A 17,309-nucleotide genomic window follows, 5' to 3' on the forward strand; every position below is an offset into this window, starting at 1 on the left:
CATGAGCAACCGCCTTGCCGTCTTCGATTGCGACGGCACGCTGGTCGATAGCCAGCACAGCATCTGCACCGCGATGGCCCATGCCTTCGAGGGCGAGAAGCTGGCACCGCCCGACCGGCTGGCGATCCTGTCGATCGTCGGCCTGTCGCTGCCCCATGCGATGGCCCGGCTGCTGCCCGATGCGGAGCCGGACTATCATCAGTTGCTGACCGATCGCTACAAGGCGGCCTTCCACGCCCTGCGCAGCGCCAATGCCGTGTCCGAACCGCTCTATCCCGGCATGGCCGACCTGGTGCGGGCACTGGACGGCGATGGCTGGCTGCTGGGTGTCGCCACCGGCAAGTCCGATCGCGGCCTCAACCTGTGTCTTGCCCATCATGATCTGGCCCATCATTTCGTGACTCTGCAGACCGCCGATCGCCACCCGTCCAAGCCGCACCCTTCGATGCTGTTGCAGGCGATGGCGGAGGCGGGCGCGGTGCCCGAAACCACGGTGATGATCGGCGATACCCATTTCGACATCGACATGGGGCTGGCCGCCGGCACCCGCGCGATCGGCGTCGGCTGGGGCTATCATGCGCCGGCCGAACTGGTGCAGGCCGGCGCCCATGCGGTGGCGATGGACAGCGACGAGTTGCGCCGCCATATCGACGCGCCATGAACGACATGCCTCCCATCCCGCCGGTCGATCCGGAGAAGATCGCGCGCCAGCGCCATTTCGCGCTTGGCCTGTTCCGCCTGTCGGGCGCCTTCCTCGTCATGTTCGGTTTCCTGGCGATCATGCAGCGCTTTTCCTGGGTGCAGGGCGACAAGGCCAAGGCGTTCGGCCTGATCATGGTCGTCGCCGGCCTGTTCCAGTTCATCATCGTGCCGCGCCTGATGCTGGCCCTGTTCAAGCGGAGCCGCCCGTGAAGCGTTTCTACAAGGATGTGACGGTCGAGCCGGTCGATGCCGGTTTCGCGATCCGGCTGGATGGCCGCCCGGTGCGCACGCCGGCCCGCGCCGAACTGGCGCTGCCCAATGCGGTGCTGGCAGAGGCAGTGGCGCAGGAATGGCGCGATCAGGGCGAGACGGTCGATCCGGCGACGATGGCCTTTACCGGCCTTGCCAATGCCGCGATCGACCATATCGCCGGCAACCGCGCGAAATTCGCGGCCGACATCGCCGAATATGGCGGCACCGACATGCTCTGCTATCGGGCCGAGGGGCCGGAGGCGTTCGTCGCGCGTCAGGCCGCCGCCTGGGATCCGCTGCTCGACTGGGCGCGCGCCCGCTACGACGTCGCCTTCGTCACCACCCAGGGCATCATCCATGTCGCCCAACCGGACCAGACGCTGGAACGGCTGGCGGCGGCGGTGGACGGACTGGATCCCTTCACCCTGGCCGGCCTGTCGCGGCTGGTGACCTTGAGCGGCTCGCTGGTCTGCGGCCTGGCAGTGCTGGAAGAGGCCTTCGACGTGGATGCCGTATGGGAAGCGGCCGAGATCGACGAGCGCTGGCAGGCCGAACAATGGGGCGAGGATGCCGAAGCGCTGGCCCGTTCGGCGCGCCGCGCGGGCGAGTTTGCCGTGGGTCGAGCCTTTTGCGGGATGGCACGAGCCTAGGGGGCTGGGAACGGGACCGCTCGTTCGTTCATTCTTGTGTTGGCGGATGCCCTGATTGCATCCGCCACATTGGATCAACGACCAGGGAGACCCTGACCTTGCAGTCCCGCCTTTTGGTTCCTGCCTTTCTTGCCCTTTCCACCCTTGCCGCACCGGCCCTGGCACAGGATGCCCCGGCAGCCAGCGCTGCCCCCGCCGCCGGCCAGATGACCCCCGAACAGATCAACGCCTTCAACCAGGCGGTGACCGATTTCACCGCCGGCCAGACCGCGCTGCAGGCGGGCGACAATGCCACCGCCGCGACCAAATATGAGGCGGCGATGCCCGCCATCCGCACCGCGGTGGAGGTCGACCCCGCCAAGATCGACAATGTCAATTTCCTCGCCAACGCGCTTTATGCCGATGCCGCTGCCCAGGGAGCGCTCGGCAAGATGGACAAGGTGATCGCGCTTTATGGCGAATCCCTGCCGCACTGGCGCAAGGTGGTGGAGGCCAAGCCCGCCGATGCCACCAGCCGCAACATCCTGGCCGGTATCCTGATCCAGCTGGGCAACCAGAAGCTGGGCGCGCAGGACAAGGCCGGCTCCGCGCCGCTTTATCAGGAAGCGCTGGGCCTGGCCCGCAAGTCGGCGGCGGCCAATGCGGCCGATCCGGTGACGAAGAATATCCTGCTGTCGGCGCTGATCGGCGCCAGCCAGGCGACCGACGATGCCGCGCTCAAGACCGAAGCGGCAACGATGAGCAAGGCGATGCTGGCCGACGGTTCGGTCGATGCGTCGAACAAGCCTGCCGCTCAGGCGCTGAGCGGCGTCAAGGCCGGCTGAGCATGAAGAGGCCTCGCCCGGTGATCCGGGCGGGGCCTTTGCCGGTCAGGCTTCGACCATGCCGTTAATCTTGTTGGCATAGACCATGCGGCCCGGCCCCAGCATGCCCAAGACCTGCGGCACCATGTGGCGGGCGAGCGCGAAACAGCCCTCGCTGCGGCCGCACTTGCCCCAGGCGGCGACATGGTCCTCGCTGACATAGTCGGCGCCATGGATGACGATGGCGCGCATTTCGGCATTGTTGTTCTGCGGATCGAGCCCCGCCAGCCGCATCGACCGGCCATGCTGGCCATCATAGACGGTCAGCGTCTTGTAGGCGCCCGACGAACTGGCGAGCGAATTGGGCTCGTTGGAAAAGCTCTGCAGCCAGCCCGAATGGCCCGGATCGGACCCGCGGCCGTGCGACACCAGATAGCTGTTGGCCTGGCCACCGATCAGGTCGACGATATGGAAGCGAAATTCCTTCGACGGCGCGTTGAAGTCGGCGATGGCGATGCGGTCGCGCAGGGTAAAGTCGCGTGCATGCTGGTCGAGTGCGGCCTTGGCCTCCTCCAGCAGCAGCGCATAGGGCTTGCGCGAAAAAATCGGTGCGGCAGATGGAGTCGCGGGAACCGGAGGACGGTTCGCGGGTTCAGGCGCTACCGGAAGTGCGGCCTTGCCAACACTGTCGGTCAAAAACGAGAAGGCGAGCCCGCTTAAAGCGAACTTCGTGAATTTGCGGCGATCCATATGCCGTCTATAACAAATCAACGCCCCCGCTCCAAGACGGGGGCGCCCTTCGTCACAGGCTGCTATTGCCCGCTTCGTCCGCTCCCTGGCTCCCCTCGCCGTTTTCGCGCAGGCGCGAGGTCATGCCGCTGGCTTCGGCATCATCCAGAATCTGCTGCTGTTCCGACACGGACGGCGGCGGTGCCGGAGTCGGGGTGACGACATTTTCCGGCTCGGGCGGCAGCGCTTCCGGCTCGTTCACGATGACATTCTCGACCGGCGGTTCGACCAGATTATTGGTCGCCGGGGCTTCCTCTTCCTTCTGGCCGCAGGCGGCAAGCAGCAGCGCACCCGACAGGGCGGCGAAGGTCAGGGGGCGGGCAAAATGGCGCATGGGGATCAGTCCTTGGCTACGGGGGCGGTCGAATTGACCGCAGTGGGGTCGACGCGGCGGCTGGAGGCCTCGATCTTCTGGGCCAGCAGCTTGTCCCAGTCATAGGGATCGGCGCGGAAGTTCATGGTGCCGTTGCTGCTGGCAAAGGCGGTCCAGTAGAGCAGATAGACCGCGACCTGCGAGGGCAGCGATACGCGCTGGGTCTTGTTGGTGTCGATCAGGCTCTGGATCTGGCCCGACAGGCTGGGATCGCTCGCAACCATCAGTTCGGCCAGCGATACCGGCTTTTCCAGGCGGATGCAGCCATGGCTGGCGAGCCGGTCATAGCTGGAGAATTTCCCGCGCGAAGGCGTGTCGTGCAGATAGACGGCGAAGGGATTGTTGAAATCGAATTTCAGCCGGCCGAGCGCGCTGTTGGGACCGGCGGGCTGGACGATGCGCTCGCCGCCCTCGGGCGTCTTCACGATCTTGTAGCCCTGCTTGGCCAGGGTTGCGCGGCCCTTGGGGAACAGTTCCTTCCTGGCGATCGACATCGGCACGTTCCAGGGCGGATTGACCACGATGGAATGGATGTTCGACGACAGCATCGGTGTCTGGTTAGTCGGGCTGCCGGTGACGGCGCGCATCGAGGTGACGGGTTCGTCGCCCTGGAACACGGTCAGCACGGCGGCGGCGATGTTCACCTGGACGCGGTTGACCGGCAATTCGCGCGGCATCCAGCGCCAGCGTTCCATATTGGCCATGATCGCGGCGATGCGATCATCCACCGACACGTTGAGCGCGCTCAGGGTGCGCGCGTCGAGCAGGCCGGTGGGGTTGAGGCCATAGCGGCGCTGCGCGCGTTGCAGCGCGGCGGTCAGCGGCTCGGTGCCGGTGACGCTCTTGTCCTCCAGCGCCAGGCGGGCGCGCACGACATCGGCCGAGGCGCCGGCCGACAGGCTGGGCCAGCCGCCGGTGTCGCGGATCTTCTCATAGGTGGCGAGGCCCTTGCGCAGCCCGTCATAGCCCGAATAGGGCGGGGTCAGGCTGGCGGCCCATTGCGGCAGCCGATCCTCGGCAATCGCCTTGGCGAGCGAGGGGCGCGGATCGAAGGCGGCGGGGCGCAGCGCCCAGACCTCCAGAAAATCGGCGGTATCGACCCGGCCGGTGCTGAGCGCGCGACCGCGATCCAGCAATGCGTTCAGCAATTGCTGCCCGTGCATCGGTGCGGTCGGCTTGCTGCGCGCCATCAGCCCTTCGGCCATGCCGCTCTTGAGCCATTCATTCGCCCAGTCATCCTGCGCCTGCGACAGGGCCGGCAGCGGCACGGGCGGGGGCATCACCGCCATCGGCGGGGGCAGCACGACCTGGCCGGCCGGCGGCGCGCTCTGGGTCGGTGTCACGGCCGGCGGCTGGGCTACGGCCGGGATGGCGGTGGCGGCCAGCAGGGGCAGGGCGAGGAAACGGATCAAATCGGGACGGTTCATGCTGGACCAGATAGCGCAAAGCGGCCATCTATCAAATCGCGATAGCGGGAAAAGATCATGCTGCACGTCGTTCACCATCCCGCCTATGTCTCCCCGGCCACAGACGGCCAGCAGGCGCGCTTCGACAAATATGGCCTGGTGATGGACGTGCTGGCCGACAGTGGCGCGCCGATGACCGTTCATGCGCCCGATCCGATGCCCGCGTCCTGGATCGCGGCGGTGCATGATCCCGCCTATGTCGAAGAGGTGCTGGCGCTCGCCGTGCCGCCCGAAAAGGAACGGCGGATCGGCTTTCCGGTAACCGAGCGGGTGATGCGCCGGGCGCTGCTGTCCCCCGGCGGCACCTGGCTGGCGGCGAAGCTGGCGCTGGTCCATGGCTATGCCGCCAATGCCGCCGGGGGCAGCCATCATGCGCTGGCCGACAGCGGCGCGGGCTATTGCGTGTTCAACGATCTGGCGATCGCGGCCAATCGGCTGATCGCGGAGGGGGATGCGAACCGCATCCTGATCCTCGACCTCGATGTGCATCAGGGCGATGGCACGGCGTCGCTGATGGCGGGGCGGGGCGATGTCTTCACCATGTCGATTCATGCGGAGAAGAATTTCCCGGTGCGCAAGGCGCGCTCGAGCCTGGATCTGGGCCTGGCCGACGATACCGGCGATGCGGACTATCTGGCGGCGCTGGGCGAGATGCTGCCGCGGGTGCTGGATGATTTCGCGCCGGACCTGATCCTGTATCAGGCCGGGGTGGACGGTCATGCGGATGATCGGCTGGGCCGGCTGGCGCTCAGCGACGAGGGGCTGGCCGCGCGCGACGGGCTGGTGATGCGTCAGGCGCTGGCGCGCGCCATCCCGGTCGCCAGTTGCATGGGCGGCGGCTATGGCCCGGACCGGATGGCGGTCGCGCGGCGCCATGCCGCCTGCATGTTGCGGATGGCGTCAGTGGAGCGTGCTGTCTGAGGCGCTGGGCTTCGCGGCGCGCCCTTCCATCAGCTTCGCAGCGATCAGCCCGGCCACGCTCAGCGCGACCAGATCGCTCAGCGCTAGATAGAGGCTGTAGCCCCAGGTCGCATGATTGAACACGGCCTGGCCGATGTGCAGCCACAGCACCGTTGCGAGCGCGAACAGGATCGACACCCGCGCCCGGCTGTTGAAGTCGCCGGTGACGAAGCGCAGCGCCAGCGCAATCAGCACACCGGTCGCCAGCGCCAGCAGCAGCCCGCCGATCAGGCTGGAGCCGTCCATCACCGGGAAGCCGCCATTATTGTAGAAGAGCATCGCCACCGGCCCCTTGCCATAAAGGATGGTGCCCTGCGCCGTGGCGGGATCGGGGATGACATAGACGCCGGTGCCGCTGCGGGCCAGCGCCTGCGCCATCGCGGCCTGGAGATTGGCGCTCGCCTGCGGATCGGCACGACTGAGCGCCAGCGCGCTCAGGGGCGTGCCCCAGAAAAGGAAGCCGATGATGAACATGGCGAAACCGCCAAGCAGTCCGCCTAGGATGGTCCGCAGCATCATAGCCTCACTCCCCGTTCCAACGCGCTCCGACAATGGAGGCTGATCTACAAACGCCGGGAAGGCAATGTCTTTCCGTGGACGGGATCAATCCTTTGGACGGGCGGCCTTTTCGACCAGGCCCGACAGGCCTTCGCGCCGGTCCAGTTCGTTCAGCACATCGTCGAAGGGAATGCCGCAATCGGCCAGCAGCACCAGCAGGTGGAAGAGCAGGTCCGCGCTTTCGCCGACCAGTTCGGCCCGATTGTCGGCCATGGCGGCGATCACCGCCTCGACCGCTTCCTCGCCGACCTTCTGGGCGATCTTGCCCCGGCCGCGGGCGGTCAGCTTCGCCACATAGGATGCCGATGGATCGGCCTTCCGTCGCTCGGCGATGGTCTGTTCGAGGGTTTGAAGGGTCGCGCGCATGGGCTGCATCAAGCGTCCCGCGCGCGACCCGTCAAATGAATTTTACTTCTGCTTGCGGCGCGCGAAGAAGACGCGGCCGGCCAGAACGGCGGCGCCCATGCCGAACAGCGCCATCTGTTCGGGCTCAGGCACCGGGGTCGGCGTGCCACCGCTGCTGCCACCCGACGAGGTGCCGCCGCCGCTGGAGCCGCCGCACTTGAACCAGCAGAAGGTGGCGTTGGCGGGGGCGGGGATGGCGAGGCCCATCAGGCTGGCCGAACCCGCTACGAGGAGAAGTTTGCTGATCTGCATAAAAGTCACCCTGTTTCAAAATGGACAAATCGCTTCGAAACGACCCTGCGCCCTGTCTACGCAGTAACCGTGCCAATTTTGCCAAGTGACGTTTTTCTGCGGTTGGCGACCGATGGCCGCCAAAAGCCCCATATGGTTAATGTCAATTAACCCGACATTTTGGCGCTTTTCTGCGCTTTAATGGCCCCGAACGGGGATGCCGGCGCGGGCCAGCGCCTGATGCGCTTCAGCAATAGTATGTTGACCGAAGTGAAATATCGAGGCCGCCAGCACCGCGCTGGCATGGCCTTCGACCACACCCGCGACCAGATGGTCGAGCGTGCCGACGCCGCCGCTGGCGATCACCGGGATCGACACGGCATCGGCGATCATGCGGGTCAGCGCCAGGTCATAGCCCTGCTTGGTGCCGTCGCCATCCATCGAGGTGACGAGCAGTTCCCCTGCGCCAAGCTCCGCCAGGCGCAGCGCATGCTCCAGCGCGTCGATGCCGGTCGGCTTGCGGCCGCCATGGGTGAAGATTTCCCAGCGCCCCTCGCCCACCTTGCGGGCATCGACCGAGCCGACGATGCACTGCGCACCGAAGCGGTCGGCGATGTCGGCCACCAGTTCGGGCCGGGCGACCGCCGCGCTGTTGACCGCCACCTTGTCCGCGCCCGCTAGCAGAAGAGCGCGGGCGTCCTCCGCACTGCGAACGCCGCCGCCGACGGTGACGGGCATGAAGCAGACTTCGGCGGTGCGGCGCACCACGTCCAATATGGTGCCGCGCGCCTCATGAGTTGCGGTGATGTCGAGGAAGCAGAGCTCGTCGGCGCCGGCCGCGTCATAGAGCTTGGCCTGCTCGACCGGATCGCCGGCATCCTTGAGGTCGACGAAATTGACGCCCTTCACCACGCGGCCATTGGCAACGTCGAGGCAGGGAATGACGCGGGTGCGGACGGTCATGACAATTTTCCTTTTTCCGTTCGCCCTGAGCGAAGTCGAAGGGCTCGCCCGAACATAGTGAGGGCCTTCGCTCCGCTCAGGCCTGGGCTTCGACTTCGCTCAGCCCGAACGGTAATATGTTCAAGCCGCCGCCTGCGCGACCGCTAGCGCGGTCTTGAGGTCGAGGCGGCCATCATAGATGGCGCGGCCGGTGATGACGCCTTCGATCCCGTCATCGGCATGGAGGCTGAGGACGCGGATATCCGCGATCCCCGCCACGCCGCCGCTGGCGATCACCGGCATGTCGGTGGCGCGGGCGAGATCGACGGTCGCATCGATATTCACGCCCTTGAGCAGGCCGTCGCGGCCGACATCGGTGAAGAGCAGGCTGGCGACGCCGGCATCCTCGAACCGGCGGGCGAGGTCGATCACCGGCATGTCGCTCTTTTCCGCCCAGCCGTCGGTGGCGACGAAGCCGTCGCGCGCATCGACCGCGACGACGATGCCGCCGGGGAAGTCGCGCGCTGCCGCCTTGACGAAGGCGGGGTCTTTCAGCGCGGCGGTGCCGATCACGATGCGCGATACGCCCAGGTCAAACCAGCGTTCGACCGATTCCCGGTTGCGGATGCCGCCGCCGAGCTGGACATGGCCGGGAAAGGCCTCGACGATGCGTTCGACCGCTTCGGCGTTGACCGCATGGCCGGCAAAGCTGCCATCCAGATCGACGACATGGACATGCTGGGCGCCGGCCGCGGCAAAGATCAGCGCCTGCGCGGCGGGATCGTCGCCATAGATGGTGGCACGGTCCATGTCGCCCTCGGCCAGGCGGACGACCTGGCCGCCTTTGAGGTCGATGGCGGGGAAGACGATCAGGGACATTATCCGATTTCCGTTCGGTTCGAGCTTGTCGAGAACCCACGCGCAACGGTTCTCGACAGGCTCGAACCGAACGGGGGCAGGGGTGGTATCACGGCTTCCAGTCCAGAAAGCGCGCGAGGAAGGACAGGCCGTAGCGCTGGCTCTTTTCCGGGTGGAACTGGCAGCCGATGATGGTGTCGCGCGCGACGGCGGCGACCAGCGGTCCGCCATGGTCGGTGACGGCGGCGATATGGGCCGGGTCGGCGGCCTCATAATGATAGCTGTGCAGGAAATAGGCCTCGCCGGCCTCGATCAGGGGTGGCTCGCCGTTCAGCACCACATCATTCCAGCCCATATGCGGCACCTTGATTGTCGCATCGCCGGGTTCGATCAGGCGCACCGTGCCGGGGATCCAGCCCAGCCCCTCATGCCGTCCGAACTCCTCGCCGGCGTCGGCGAGCAACTGCATGCCGACGCATACGCCCAGAAAGGGGATGCCGCGCTGGTTCACCGCCTCGTTCATGGCGTCGACCATGCCGGGGATCGCGACCAGCGCATCGCGGCAGGCACGGAAGGCGCCGACGCCGGGCAGTACGATGCGGTCGGCCTTCGTCACGACATCGGCATCGGCGGTGATGGTCACATCATCGGCGCCCGCCTTGCGCAGGGCATTGTGGACCGAGTGGAGATTGCCCGCGCCATAGTCGATCAGGGCAATGGTCATGGCAGCAGCGTGTCCAGATTGACGCTGGCGGCGCGCGCCGGGAGGAACTCGATCAGGTCGAAGGATGCCGCGCCGTTGACGACGAAGGGATCGGTCGCTGCCTTTGCCGCGATCTCGTCACGCTCGCCGCGCGCCAGCAGGATGCCGCCGGTGCGCGGTTCGCGCCGGCCGGCGAGCAGCAGCCAGCCATCGGCAATGCCCTGGTCCAGCCAGGCCCGATGATCTGCCAGATGGCCGTCCAGCACATCGATCGGCGCCGTATAGGTCAGCGAAATGATGAACATGGGGTCGGCCTTTCTATGGAAGTGATGCTTAGAGCATGCCCTTGGTCGAGGGGATGGCGTCGGCCTTGCGCGGGTCGATCTCCACCGCCTGGCGCAGCGCGCGGGCCAGGCCCTTGAATGCGCTTTCGACGATATGATGGTTGTTGCTGCCATAGAGCAGCTCGATGTGCAGCGTGATGCCGGCGGCCTGGGCCAGGCTGTGGAAGAAATGCTCCACCATCTCCGTATCCCATTCGCCGATCTTGGTGACGGTGAAGGGCAGCTTGCACACCAGCCAGGGGCGGCCCGAAATGTCGAGCGCGACGCGGCTCAGCGTTTCGTCCATCGGCGAATAGACGCTGCCGTAACGGCTGATGCCGCGCTTGTCGCCCAGCGCCTTGGCCAGCGCCTCGCCGATCGCGATCGCCGTATCCTCGGTGGTGTGATGCTGGTCGACATGCAGGTCGCCGACGGTCTTGACGGTCATGTCGATCAGCGAATGGCGCGACAGCTGCTCGATCATATGGTCGAGGAAACCGATCCCGGTGGAGACGGTGTAAAGACCGGTGCCGTCGAGGTTGACGGTCACGTCGATCTGCGTTTCCGCAGTGTTGCGGTGAATCTCGGCCGTGCGCATGCGCGCCCTATAGCGCGTCGCGCGCGCCATGCAATCTGATGATGTACCTCTCGGGCGGGGGTTGACCGCCGCTTTCGCGTCGTTAGGACATATGCCCCATGAGTGAAGACCTGCCCGACAGCCTGATTCCCTATGACGAAATCGTGCAGGAGGCCCTGCGCGCGGTCGTCGGCCGCGTGCTGGGCGAAGTGCAGCAGACCGGCGGCCTGCCGGGCGCGCATCATTTCTACATCACGTTCAAGACCCATGCCGCCGGGGTGGATATCCCCAAGCATCTGTCGGAACGTTTCCCGGACGAGATGACCATCGTCCTCCAGAACAAGTTCTGGGATCTCAAGGTCAGCGACCGCCATTTCGAGGTCAGCCTGACCTTCAACCAGGTCGCGGCCCATCTGGTCATTCCCTTCAGCGCGATCACCGCCTTCGTCGATCCCGCCGTCAATTTCGCGCTGCAGTTCCAGGTTCAGGCCGACGAAGAGCCCGAACCCCATGACATGGCCGAAAATGACGCGCCGCTGGTCACGACCGAGGATGGCTCCAACGTCGTCACGGTGGATTTCGGCAAGAAGAAGTGAGCCCGGCGGCCGGGATCGGCCGCAGGCTCAGAATTCGTGGCGATAGGAGAAGCACAGCTTCTGGCTCGTCCCGAAACTATTGTCGACATAGCTGATATTGGCGCCGACCGTGTCGCGACGCGTAAGATGGTAGGACAGGCCACCACCCAGCGCCACGCCCGAAAAATCATGGGTGCCTTTGGTCACATTGCCGCCCGCCATCGCGGTCAGCTTTGGCCCCAGCGGCCGCAGCAGAAACAGCCCGGCATAGCCGCTGTTGCTGCTGAGCGCGATCGGCAGGCCATCGCTCTGGTCGATATCGCTGACCGGGCCATGCCCATTGGTATAGGTATAGCCGAAGGGCACGAATATCTGCAATTTGCCGGTCTTCAGCCCGATTTGCGACAGGGGCACGAAGCCGCCGAGCGAATAGCGCGTCTGTTCCACCCCCGAATCGAAATGACTCTTGCCGGCTGAGAAGGTCAGGATCTCGACCGGGAGCAGATAGGATGCGCCGACCGACCAGAGGCCCGATTCCGACACGCGGGCATTGAATTTCAACTTGGGGCCGACCGCGATCGATCCGGACAGCGAAAATTCGTCGGAGGCGCGGGTGATGCCGACCTTGGTCGCGATCTTGGTGGGATCGTCGGACGATTTTTCTTCTTCTGCTGCGTGGACCGGAGCGGTCGTGGCGGCAAGGCAGAGGAGGAGGGCAAGGACGGGACGATCGGACATGCGGCTTTCCTCCTGGATGCCGCGCAGGATATCGGGCCGCGTGCGCCGATCAATTGCGGTAAACCCCGGTAAAGGCGCAGATCCTGCCGCTGCATGACGGCCTGCGGCCTGTCATGGGGATGGGCTGCGGGGATATGCGATATTCGCAAGTTTCGCCTTGGAATTTCCCGCCCCGGCCCTACATCGGAACCAGTTTTGCGATTGATTCTTAACTGGGAGTTCTGAATGTCCGCTACCCGCACCGAAACCGACAGCATTGGCGCCATCGAGGTGCCGGCCGACGCCTATTGGGGCGCCCAGACCCAGCGCAGCATCGAGAATTTCCCCTTCGGCGCGACCGAGCGGATGCCGATCGGTATCGTCCATGCGCAGGCGATCGTGAAGCAGGCGGCGGCGCGGGTGAATGCGAAACATGGCCTGGACGCGAAGATCGTTGCGGGCATCGAGAATGCCGCGCAGCAGATCGTCTCCGGCGCGCTCGACGACCAGTTTCCGCTCGTCATCTGGCAGACCGGCAGCGGCACCCAAACCAACATGAACGTCAATGAGGTGATCGCCGGCTATGCCAATGAGCAGCTGGCCGGCACGCGCGGCGGCAAGAGCCCGGTCCATCCCAACGACCATGTGAACATGAGCCAGTCGTCGAACGACAGCTTCCCGACCGCGCTGCATGTCGCGACCGTGCTGGCGACCCGCGACAAGCTGATCCCGGCGCTGGAAAAGCTGACCGGCGCGCTGACCGCCAAGGCGGAAGGCTGGGGCCATATCGTCAAGATCGGCCGCACCCATACGCAGGATGCGACGCCGCTGACGCTGGGCCAGGAATTTTCCGGCTATGCCGCGCAGCTGGTCAGCAGCAAGGCGCGGATCGAGGGGGCATTGAACGGCAATATCCGCAAGCTGGCGATCGGCGGCACGGCGGTCGGCACCGGTCTCAACGCACCCGATGGCTGGGCGGACGACATGACGGCCGCGATCAGCGACATTGCCGGCACGCCGTTCGAAAGCGCGCCCAACAAGTTCGAGCAGCTGGCCGCCAAGGATGGCCTCGTCTTCTTCTCCGGCGCGCTCAACACGCTGGCGGTGGCGCTGACCAAGATCGCCAACGACATCCGCTTCCTGGGCTCCGGCCCGCGCTCGGGCCTGGGCGAGCTGGACCTGCCCGCCAATGAGCCGGGCAGCTCGATCATGCCGGGCAAGGTCAACCCGACCCAGTGCGAATCGCTGACGATGGTGGCGGCGCAGGTGATCGGCAATCATCAGGCGGTGACCGTCGGCGGCATGCAGGGCCATTTCGAACTCAATGTCTTCATGCCGCTGATCGGCGCCAATGTGCTGCGCTCGATCCATCTGCTCAGCGTCGGCATGGAAAGCTTCGCCGAACGCTGCGTCGAAGGGATGCAGGCCAATGAGGGGCGGATCGCCGAACTGGTCGAGCGCTCGCTGATGCTGGTGACCGCGCTGGCGCCCGAGATCGGCTATGACAATGCCGCGACCATCGCCAAGCATGCGCACAAGAAGGGGCTGACACTCAAGCAGGCCGGCCTCGAACTGGGGCTGGTCGATGAGCCGACCTTCGACCGGCTGGTGCGGCCGGAAAATATGGTCTGATCCAGATCAACTGGCGGAACCGGGGCGGGTGCGATACATTAATCCCCTATGAAGAAAACGCCCGCCCCGACCGCCGCAAAGCTTCCGTCCACCGCGACGCGCGTTCGCAAGTCGAGCCTGTTTCGCAAGGCGGCACGGCTCGGCGCGACGGTGGTGGCCGCACGGGTCGCCGCCGACACGGGCAAGAAGGGCGTGATCGGCCTGATCGCCGGGGCCGGGGCCAAGCGCCTCATCATGCGCTATCCGGTCGGCGCCATGGTCCTCACCGGCGCCTATCTGGCGGGCAAGCTCTATGAGGCCAAGCGCGAGGCGGACCGCAAGATGGCGACCAAGCTGCTGACCGACGCCAGCGCCAAGCCGATCCTGATCGACGAGGCGCGTGCCGCCCGCAAGAAGGCGAGCTAAAGCGCGCCCTGCCATTCCTTGATCGCGTCGATCGGCCAGGCGAGCATCAGCACATTGAGCGTCAGATTGTCGCGGATCACCGCCAGTGCGAGCAATTCGAAGCCGATCGCGATGATGACTGTCAGCCAGACGGGCGCGCGCGATGCGAACAGGAATCCCAGGGCCATCATGCCGATGTCGCTCATCGAATTGAGGATGGAATCGCCCGAATAGCCGAGCGCGATCGTCGCCGTGCGGTAACGGTCGATGATGATCGGTGAATTTTCAAGGATCTCCCACGCCGCCTCGATCGCCACCGCCACCGACAGGCGGATGCCGAGCGGCCTGCGGCGCATCAGCAAATGGGTCGCGCCATAGAAGAGGAAGCCGTGGATGATGTGGCTGAGGCTGTACCAGTCGGACAGATGCTGGCTGTTGCCGCTGTCGATCGGCCCATGCCATAGCGCGATCGTGCCGCAGGTGCAGATCGGCGGGCGCCCCATCAGATAGAGGATCGCCGCAGCCCCCAGCGCGATCAGCAAGGCGAGGATAAAGCCCCGCTGTTTCATTCCTTTACGCGATCGCGCCAAGCCTCTTCTCCCCCAAGCTCTTGCAAAATGCCGTCCACGACGCCACTAGCGGCCATGGCCGACAACATTCCCACCGACACCCCCGATTTCAAGCGCCGCGGCGTTCTCTTTGTCCTGTCCTCGCCCTCGGGCGCCGGCAAGTCGACGATTGCACGCAAATTGCTGGCCTGCGAACCGGACCTGTCGATGTCGGTGTCGGCGACGACGCGGACGATCCGGCCGGGCGAAGTCGATGGCAAGGATTATCATTTCGTCGACCTGGAAGAGTTTCGCCGCATGGCGAACGACCATGAATTCCTGGAATGGGCGCATGTCTTCGGCCAGCGCTATGGCACGCCGCGCGCGCCGGTCGAGGCGATGCTCAAGAGCGGCAAAGATGTGCTGTTCGACATCGACTGGCAGGGCGCGCAGCAGCTACACCAGATTGCCGGCGGCGACGTGGTCCGCATTTTCATCCTGCCGCCCTCGATGGAGGAACTGGAAAAGCGTCTGCGTGGCCGCGCGACCGACAGCAACGAAGTGATCGAGGGCCGCATGGCGCGTGCCGCGGGTGAAATCGCCCACTGGGACGGCTATGACTATGTGTTGTGCAATGTCGACGTCGAGGAATGTTTCGAGCGGGTGCGCACCATCCTGCACGCCGAACGGATGAAGCGCAGCCGTCAGACCGGCCTGATCGGCTTCATCCGCCGTCTCAGCCGCTATCATCAGGAAGATTGAGATCTAGTGGATTGATTTTGACATTTGCATCCCTTGTCGATGGGCTGGATTTGCAAATGTCAAAATCGTAAAATCCACTAGAAACAAATATTTCTAGCGGTCAACGGGGCCGCTATTTCTCGAATCCTGCCGGGTCGGCCCAGTCGGGGTGGACCCAGGCCATCACCTTGAACAATGTCCCCATCTCCGCTTCGTCGGTGAGGCGGTGGCGCTGCGCCTCCAGTTCGGCGGCGCGCTGCGGGCTGCCCTTGGCCAGCACGGATGCGCGCACGTCGATGCCCAGATGCTGGAGGAAATGACCCTGCGTCACCGCGCCATGGACGCGCAGCCCGGCCTGGCGCGCGACATTGGCCAGCATCGTGAAATCGACATGGGTGGTGAGGTCGCTCTCGCCCGGATCGGTGAAGGGATCGGTGAACTGGTGGTTCTTCACCGCCTGCAGCGTGTCGCCCAGCGCCGGGCCTTCATAGCCATAGTCGATGATGATCGCGACGCCGCCCTGGCGCGCGATCCGGCTGGCAAGGGCATAGCCCGCGGTGGCACCGGCCTGCGCCACTTCGATGATCGCGCCTTCGGGTGCCTGCGCGGCGATCGGCGGCAGGCCCGATTCGATCCGGCGATAGCCCGGCACCGCCATGAAGCGGCCCTCTTCCTCGCGCCGGATCACCACCCGCTCGCGCCATTCGTCGCCCACGCGGATCATCTGCCGCACGGGCAGGGCATCGAAAAATTCATTGGCGACCACCAGCAGCGGCGACTGGTCGGGCAGGCTTTCCACGCTGTCATGATGGACAACATGGGGAATTTGGGCGCGCTGCCGCTCGCGCAGGGTCGGGCTGGTCTCGACGAAATGGATGCGGGAGGTGACGTCGGCCCCCTCCATCGCGCGCAGCGCATCGCCCGCCAGCGTGCCGCGACCCGGCCCCAGTTCGACATAGAGCGGATCGGCGCGCCGGCCCGATCGCAACCAGACATCGGCCAGGCACAGGCCGATCAGTTCGCCGAACATCTGGCTGATTTCCGGGGCGGTGGTGAAGTCCCCCTCCAGCCCCAGCGGATCGCGCGTGCCATAATAATGCTGGTTCGCCTCGCCCATATAATGGGCGACGGAGATCGGCCCGCCGGCATCGATCTGGCGGGCCAGGCGCTCGGGCAGGCCCATCGCGCCGGGCAGGGCGTCAGCTGACACTGGCGCTGCCCGCGATCGGCTCCACGCGCACGCGCCGGCCCTTGGCGGTGACGATCAGGTAGAGGCCGCCCAGGATCATCGGCACGCACAGCCACTGGCCCATGTGCAGGCCGGTGCGGGCGGCGAATTCCATCAGCTGGGCATCGGCCTCGCGGAAATATTCGACGCCGAAACGGAACACGCCATAGAAGAAGACGAACAGGCCGACCAGCATGCCCGGCTTGTAGCGCGCCTTGGTCTTCCAGAAGGCGAAGGCAAGGATGCAGAACAGGATGATGCCTTCGAAAAAGGCTTCGTAAAGCTGGCTCGGATGACGCGGCGGGCCGATGGTCCAGACGCCGGCAATCTGTTCGGGGAAGCGCATCGCCCAGGGCACGTCGGTTTCCTTGCCCCACAGTTCGCCATTCACGAAATTGGCGAGGCGGCCGAAGAACAGGCCGAAGGGCACGACGCAGGCGACATAGTCATGGATGCGCAGCCAGCTCAGCTTCTCCTTGCGCGCCATGTAGAGGATGCCGAGCGATACGCCCGCCGCGCCGCCATGGAAGGACATGCCGCCATTCCACAGCTTGAAGATGTCCAGCGGATGCTGGAGGATTTCGGGCTGGTAGAAGAAGACATAGGCGAGCCGGCCGCCGATGATGATGCCCAGCGTCGCATAGAAGATCATGTCGTCGGCATGGCGTCGCGCCATTGGCGAACCGGGCTGGGCAATGAGCTTCAAGAGATACCAGTAGCCGATCAGGATGCCGGCCAGATAGGCCAGGCTATACCATTTGAGCGTGAAGAAGCCCAGGTCCAGGGCGACGGGGCTGAGCCCCAGCTGGTCGAAGCGGATGGCGCTCGAAGCGGCGGCGACAAGGTCCAGGATCAAAATGGCATTCCCTCGGCAATCAGGCCTGCGGCCATA

24 protein-coding genes are annotated in these 17,309 nt (G+C 65.4%); 9 read left to right on the plus strand and 15 right to left on the minus strand.

What is annotated here, in order from left to right; all coding sequences use genetic code 11:
- The first annotated feature begins 1 nt into the window (after position 1).
- The 4 genes from AC13EK_RS16695 to AC13EK_RS16710 all read left to right on the plus strand — a co-directional run bounded on the left by AC13EK_RS16695 (position 2) and on the right by AC13EK_RS16710 (position 2,428).
- Positions 2-661: an HAD-IA family hydrolase gene (locus tag AC13EK_RS16695; RefSeq protein ID WP_017500101.1), complete on the plus strand. Its 660-nt coding sequence runs from the start codon at positions 2-4 to the stop codon at positions 659-661.
- Positions 658-912: a hypothetical protein gene (locus AC13EK_RS16700; RefSeq protein ID WP_004208582.1), complete on the plus strand. Its 255-nt coding sequence runs from the start codon at positions 658-660 to the stop codon at positions 910-912. The genes AC13EK_RS16695 and AC13EK_RS16700 overlap by 4 nt, the downstream gene beginning before the upstream one ends.
- Positions 909-1,604, plus strand: coding sequence for an ATP12 family chaperone protein (locus AC13EK_RS16705; RefSeq protein ID WP_069338011.1), 696 nt, complete (start codon positions 909-911; stop codon positions 1,602-1,604). Before AC13EK_RS16700 ends, AC13EK_RS16705 begins: the two co-directional genes overlap by 4 nt.
- A 98-nt stretch (positions 1,605-1,702) precedes the next feature.
- A complete protein-coding gene (locus AC13EK_RS16710) occupies positions 1,703-2,428 on the plus strand; it encodes a tetratricopeptide repeat protein (protein ID WP_069338010.1) in 726 nt (241 codons plus the stop codon).
- Between the two features lie 45 nt (positions 2,429-2,473).
- Here AC13EK_RS16710 and AC13EK_RS16715 read toward each other — a convergent pair whose 3' ends face one another.
- From AC13EK_RS16715 to AC13EK_RS16725, 3 genes are read right to left on the minus strand one after another with little or no spacing between them, the layout of a single operon-like run.
- Complete coding sequence (locus AC13EK_RS16715) at positions 2,474-3,157, minus strand: murein L,D-transpeptidase catalytic domain family protein (protein WP_069338009.1); 684 nt, start codon at positions 3,155-3,157, stop codon at positions 2,474-2,476.
- A 52-nt stretch (positions 3,158-3,209) separates the two neighbouring features.
- Positions 3,210-3,530, minus strand: a complete 321-nt coding sequence (locus AC13EK_RS16720) for a hypothetical protein (RefSeq protein ID WP_010339642.1) — start codon at positions 3,528-3,530, stop codon at positions 3,210-3,212.
- A gap of 5 nt (positions 3,531-3,535) precedes the next feature.
- Positions 3,536-4,996: a L,D-transpeptidase family protein gene (locus AC13EK_RS16725; protein WP_069338018.1), complete on the minus strand. Its 1,461-nt coding sequence runs from the start codon at positions 4,994-4,996 to the stop codon at positions 3,536-3,538.
- 57 nt (positions 4,997-5,053) lie between these two features.
- On the opposite strand from AC13EK_RS16725, the gene AC13EK_RS16730 reads away from it, so the two are divergent.
- Positions 5,054-5,956, plus strand: a complete 903-nt coding sequence (locus AC13EK_RS16730) for a histone deacetylase family protein (protein WP_069338008.1) — start codon at positions 5,054-5,056, stop codon at positions 5,954-5,956.
- On the opposite strand, the gene AC13EK_RS16735 is transcribed toward AC13EK_RS16730, so the two are convergent.
- The 8 genes from AC13EK_RS16735 to hisB all read right to left on the minus strand — a co-directional run bounded on the left by AC13EK_RS16735 (position 5,936) and on the right by hisB (position 10,613).
- Positions 5,936-6,514 carry a hypothetical protein gene (locus tag AC13EK_RS16735; RefSeq protein ID WP_483022281.1) on the minus strand — a complete coding sequence of 193 codons (579 nt, stop codon included), beginning with the start codon at positions 6,512-6,514 and terminating at the stop codon, positions 5,936-5,938. The genes AC13EK_RS16730 and AC13EK_RS16735 overlap by 21 nt on opposite strands.
- Positions 6,515-6,598: 84 nt before the next feature.
- Positions 6,599-6,919: a phosphoribosyl-ATP diphosphatase gene (locus AC13EK_RS16740; protein ID WP_069338017.1), complete on the minus strand. Its 321-nt coding sequence runs from the start codon at positions 6,917-6,919 to the stop codon at positions 6,599-6,601.
- 42 nt (positions 6,920-6,961) lie between these two features.
- On the minus strand, positions 6,962-7,210 hold the full coding sequence (locus tag AC13EK_RS16745; protein ID WP_004208572.1) for a PEP-CTERM sorting domain-containing protein: 249 nt from the start codon (positions 7,208-7,210) through the stop codon (positions 6,962-6,964).
- Between the two features lie 177 nt (positions 7,211-7,387).
- A complete protein-coding gene (hisF, locus tag AC13EK_RS16750) occupies positions 7,388-8,152 on the minus strand; it encodes an imidazole glycerol phosphate synthase subunit HisF (RefSeq protein WP_010339646.1) in 765 nt (254 codons plus the stop codon).
- A 120-nt stretch (positions 8,153-8,272) separates the two neighbouring features.
- Positions 8,273-9,010 carry a 1-(5-phosphoribosyl)-5-[(5-phosphoribosylamino)methylideneamino]imidazole-4-carboxamide isomerase gene (gene hisA / locus AC13EK_RS16755; RefSeq protein WP_069338006.1) on the minus strand — a complete coding sequence of 246 codons (738 nt, stop codon included), beginning with the start codon at positions 9,008-9,010 and terminating at the stop codon, positions 8,273-8,275.
- A gap of 88 nt (positions 9,011-9,098) precedes the next feature.
- Entirely contained in the window at positions 9,099-9,713 is a 615-nt protein-coding gene (hisH, locus tag AC13EK_RS16760) for an imidazole glycerol phosphate synthase subunit HisH (RefSeq protein ID WP_069338005.1), read from the minus strand.
- Entirely contained in the window at positions 9,710-9,997 is a 288-nt protein-coding gene (locus AC13EK_RS16765) for a YciI family protein (protein WP_004208568.1), read from the minus strand. The genes hisH and AC13EK_RS16765 overlap by 4 nt, the downstream gene beginning before the upstream one ends.
- A gap of 28 nt (positions 9,998-10,025) precedes the next feature.
- Positions 10,026-10,613, minus strand: a complete 588-nt coding sequence (gene hisB / locus AC13EK_RS16770) for an imidazoleglycerol-phosphate dehydratase HisB (RefSeq protein WP_004208567.1) — start codon at positions 10,611-10,613, stop codon at positions 10,026-10,028.
- 98 nt (positions 10,614-10,711) lie between these two features.
- Here hisB and AC13EK_RS16775 point away from each other — a divergent pair, with 98 nt between their 5' ends.
- Positions 10,712-11,188, plus strand: a complete 477-nt coding sequence (locus tag AC13EK_RS16775; protein WP_017500110.1) for an SspB family protein — start codon at positions 10,712-10,714, stop codon at positions 11,186-11,188.
- A gap of 27 nt (positions 11,189-11,215) precedes the next feature.
- On the opposite strand, the gene AC13EK_RS16780 is transcribed toward AC13EK_RS16775, so the two are convergent.
- Complete coding sequence (locus AC13EK_RS16780) at positions 11,216-11,905, minus strand: hypothetical protein (protein WP_069338004.1); 690 nt, start codon at positions 11,903-11,905, stop codon at positions 11,216-11,218.
- A gap of 225 nt (positions 11,906-12,130) precedes the next feature.
- Between AC13EK_RS16780 and fumC the strand changes: the two genes are divergently transcribed.
- Positions 12,131-13,516, plus strand: a complete 1,386-nt coding sequence (gene fumC, locus AC13EK_RS16785) for a class II fumarate hydratase (RefSeq protein WP_069338003.1) — start codon at positions 12,131-12,133, stop codon at positions 13,514-13,516.
- A gap of 48 nt (positions 13,517-13,564) precedes the next feature.
- Positions 13,565-13,921 carry a hypothetical protein gene (locus AC13EK_RS16790; protein WP_069338002.1) on the plus strand — a complete coding sequence of 119 codons (357 nt, stop codon included), beginning with the start codon at positions 13,565-13,567 and terminating at the stop codon, positions 13,919-13,921.
- On the opposite strand, the gene AC13EK_RS16795 is transcribed toward AC13EK_RS16790, so the two are convergent.
- A complete protein-coding gene (locus tag AC13EK_RS16795) occupies positions 13,918-14,469 on the minus strand; it encodes a DUF2585 domain-containing protein (RefSeq protein WP_069338001.1) in 552 nt (183 codons plus the stop codon). The two genes, AC13EK_RS16790 and AC13EK_RS16795, sit on opposite strands and share 4 nt — an antisense overlap.
- Positions 14,470-14,544: 75 nt before the next feature.
- On the opposite strand from AC13EK_RS16795, the gene gmk reads away from it, so the two are divergent.
- Positions 14,545-15,210, plus strand: coding sequence for a guanylate kinase (gene gmk / locus AC13EK_RS16800; protein ID WP_004208560.1), 666 nt, complete (start codon positions 14,545-14,547; stop codon positions 15,208-15,210).
- Between the two features lie 112 nt (positions 15,211-15,322).
- Here gmk and AC13EK_RS16805 read toward each other — a convergent pair whose 3' ends face one another.
- Positions 15,323-16,399, minus strand: a complete 1,077-nt coding sequence (locus tag AC13EK_RS16805) for a class I SAM-dependent methyltransferase (RefSeq protein WP_017500115.1) — start codon at positions 16,397-16,399, stop codon at positions 15,323-15,325.
- Entirely contained in the window at positions 16,389-17,273 is an 885-nt protein-coding gene (gene lgt / locus AC13EK_RS16810) for a prolipoprotein diacylglyceryl transferase (RefSeq protein WP_069338000.1), read from the minus strand. Before lgt ends, AC13EK_RS16805 begins: the two co-directional genes overlap by 11 nt.
- Positions 17,274-17,309 lie beyond the last annotated feature (36 nt).

The sequence above is a fragment of the Sphingobium sp. L-44 genome (genome assembly GCF_056859495.1).

Bases quoted from the DNA above. Each gene is read 5' to 3' on its own strand.
- AC13EK_RS16715 (WP_069338009.1), bottom strand. From the start codon at position 3,157: ATGGATCGCCGCAAATTCACGAAGTTCGCTTTAAGCGGGCTCGCCTTC.
- fumC (WP_069338003.1), top strand. From the start codon at position 12,131: ATGTCCGCTACCCGCACCGAAACCGACAGCATTGGCGCCATCGAGGTG.
- AC13EK_RS16765 (WP_004208568.1), bottom strand. From the start codon at position 9,997: ATGTTCATCATTTCGCTGACCTATACGGCGCCGATCGATGTGCTGGAC.
- hisB (WP_004208567.1), bottom strand. From the start codon at position 10,613: ATGCGCACGGCCGAGATTCACCGCAACACTGCGGAAACGCAGATCGAC.
- AC13EK_RS16695 (WP_017500101.1), top strand. From the start codon at position 2: ATGAGCAACCGCCTTGCCGTCTTCGATTGCGACGGCACGCTGGTCGAT.
- hisA (WP_069338006.1), bottom strand. From the start codon at position 9,010: ATGTCCCTGATCGTCTTCCCCGCCATCGACCTCAAAGGCGGCCAGGTC.
- AC13EK_RS16725 (WP_069338018.1), bottom strand. From the start codon at position 4,996: ATGAACCGTCCCGATTTGATCCGTTTCCTCGCCCTGCCCCTGCTGGCC.
- AC13EK_RS16700 (WP_004208582.1), top strand. From the start codon at position 658: ATGAACGACATGCCTCCCATCCCGCCGGTCGATCCGGAGAAGATCGCG.
- gmk (WP_004208560.1), top strand. From the start codon at position 14,545: ATGGCCGACAACATTCCCACCGACACCCCCGATTTCAAGCGCCGCGGC.
- AC13EK_RS16735 (WP_483022281.1), bottom strand. From the start codon at position 6,514: ATGATGCTGCGGACCATCCTAGGCGGACTGCTTGGCGGTTTCGCCATG.
- AC13EK_RS16720 (WP_010339642.1), bottom strand. From the start codon at position 3,530: ATGCGCCATTTTGCCCGCCCCCTGACCTTCGCCGCCCTGTCGGGTGCG.
- AC13EK_RS16780 (WP_069338004.1), bottom strand. From the start codon at position 11,905: ATGTCCGATCGTCCCGTCCTTGCCCTCCTCCTCTGCCTTGCCGCCACG.
- AC13EK_RS16790 (WP_069338002.1), top strand. From the start codon at position 13,565: ATGAAGAAAACGCCCGCCCCGACCGCCGCAAAGCTTCCGTCCACCGCG.
- AC13EK_RS16775 (WP_017500110.1), top strand. From the start codon at position 10,712: ATGAGTGAAGACCTGCCCGACAGCCTGATTCCCTATGACGAAATCGTG.
- AC13EK_RS16795 (WP_069338001.1), bottom strand. From the start codon at position 14,469: ATGAAACAGCGGGGCTTTATCCTCGCCTTGCTGATCGCGCTGGGGGCT.
- AC13EK_RS16740 (WP_069338017.1), bottom strand. From the start codon at position 6,919: ATGCGCGCGACCCTTCAAACCCTCGAACAGACCATCGCCGAGCGACGG.
- AC13EK_RS16730 (WP_069338008.1), top strand. From the start codon at position 5,054: ATGCTGCACGTCGTTCACCATCCCGCCTATGTCTCCCCGGCCACAGAC.
- AC13EK_RS16745 (WP_004208572.1), bottom strand. From the start codon at position 7,210: ATGCAGATCAGCAAACTTCTCCTCGTAGCGGGTTCGGCCAGCCTGATG.
- hisF (WP_010339646.1), bottom strand. From the start codon at position 8,152: ATGACCGTCCGCACCCGCGTCATTCCCTGCCTCGACGTTGCCAATGGC.
- hisH (WP_069338005.1), bottom strand. From the start codon at position 9,713: ATGACCATTGCCCTGATCGACTATGGCGCGGGCAATCTCCACTCGGTC.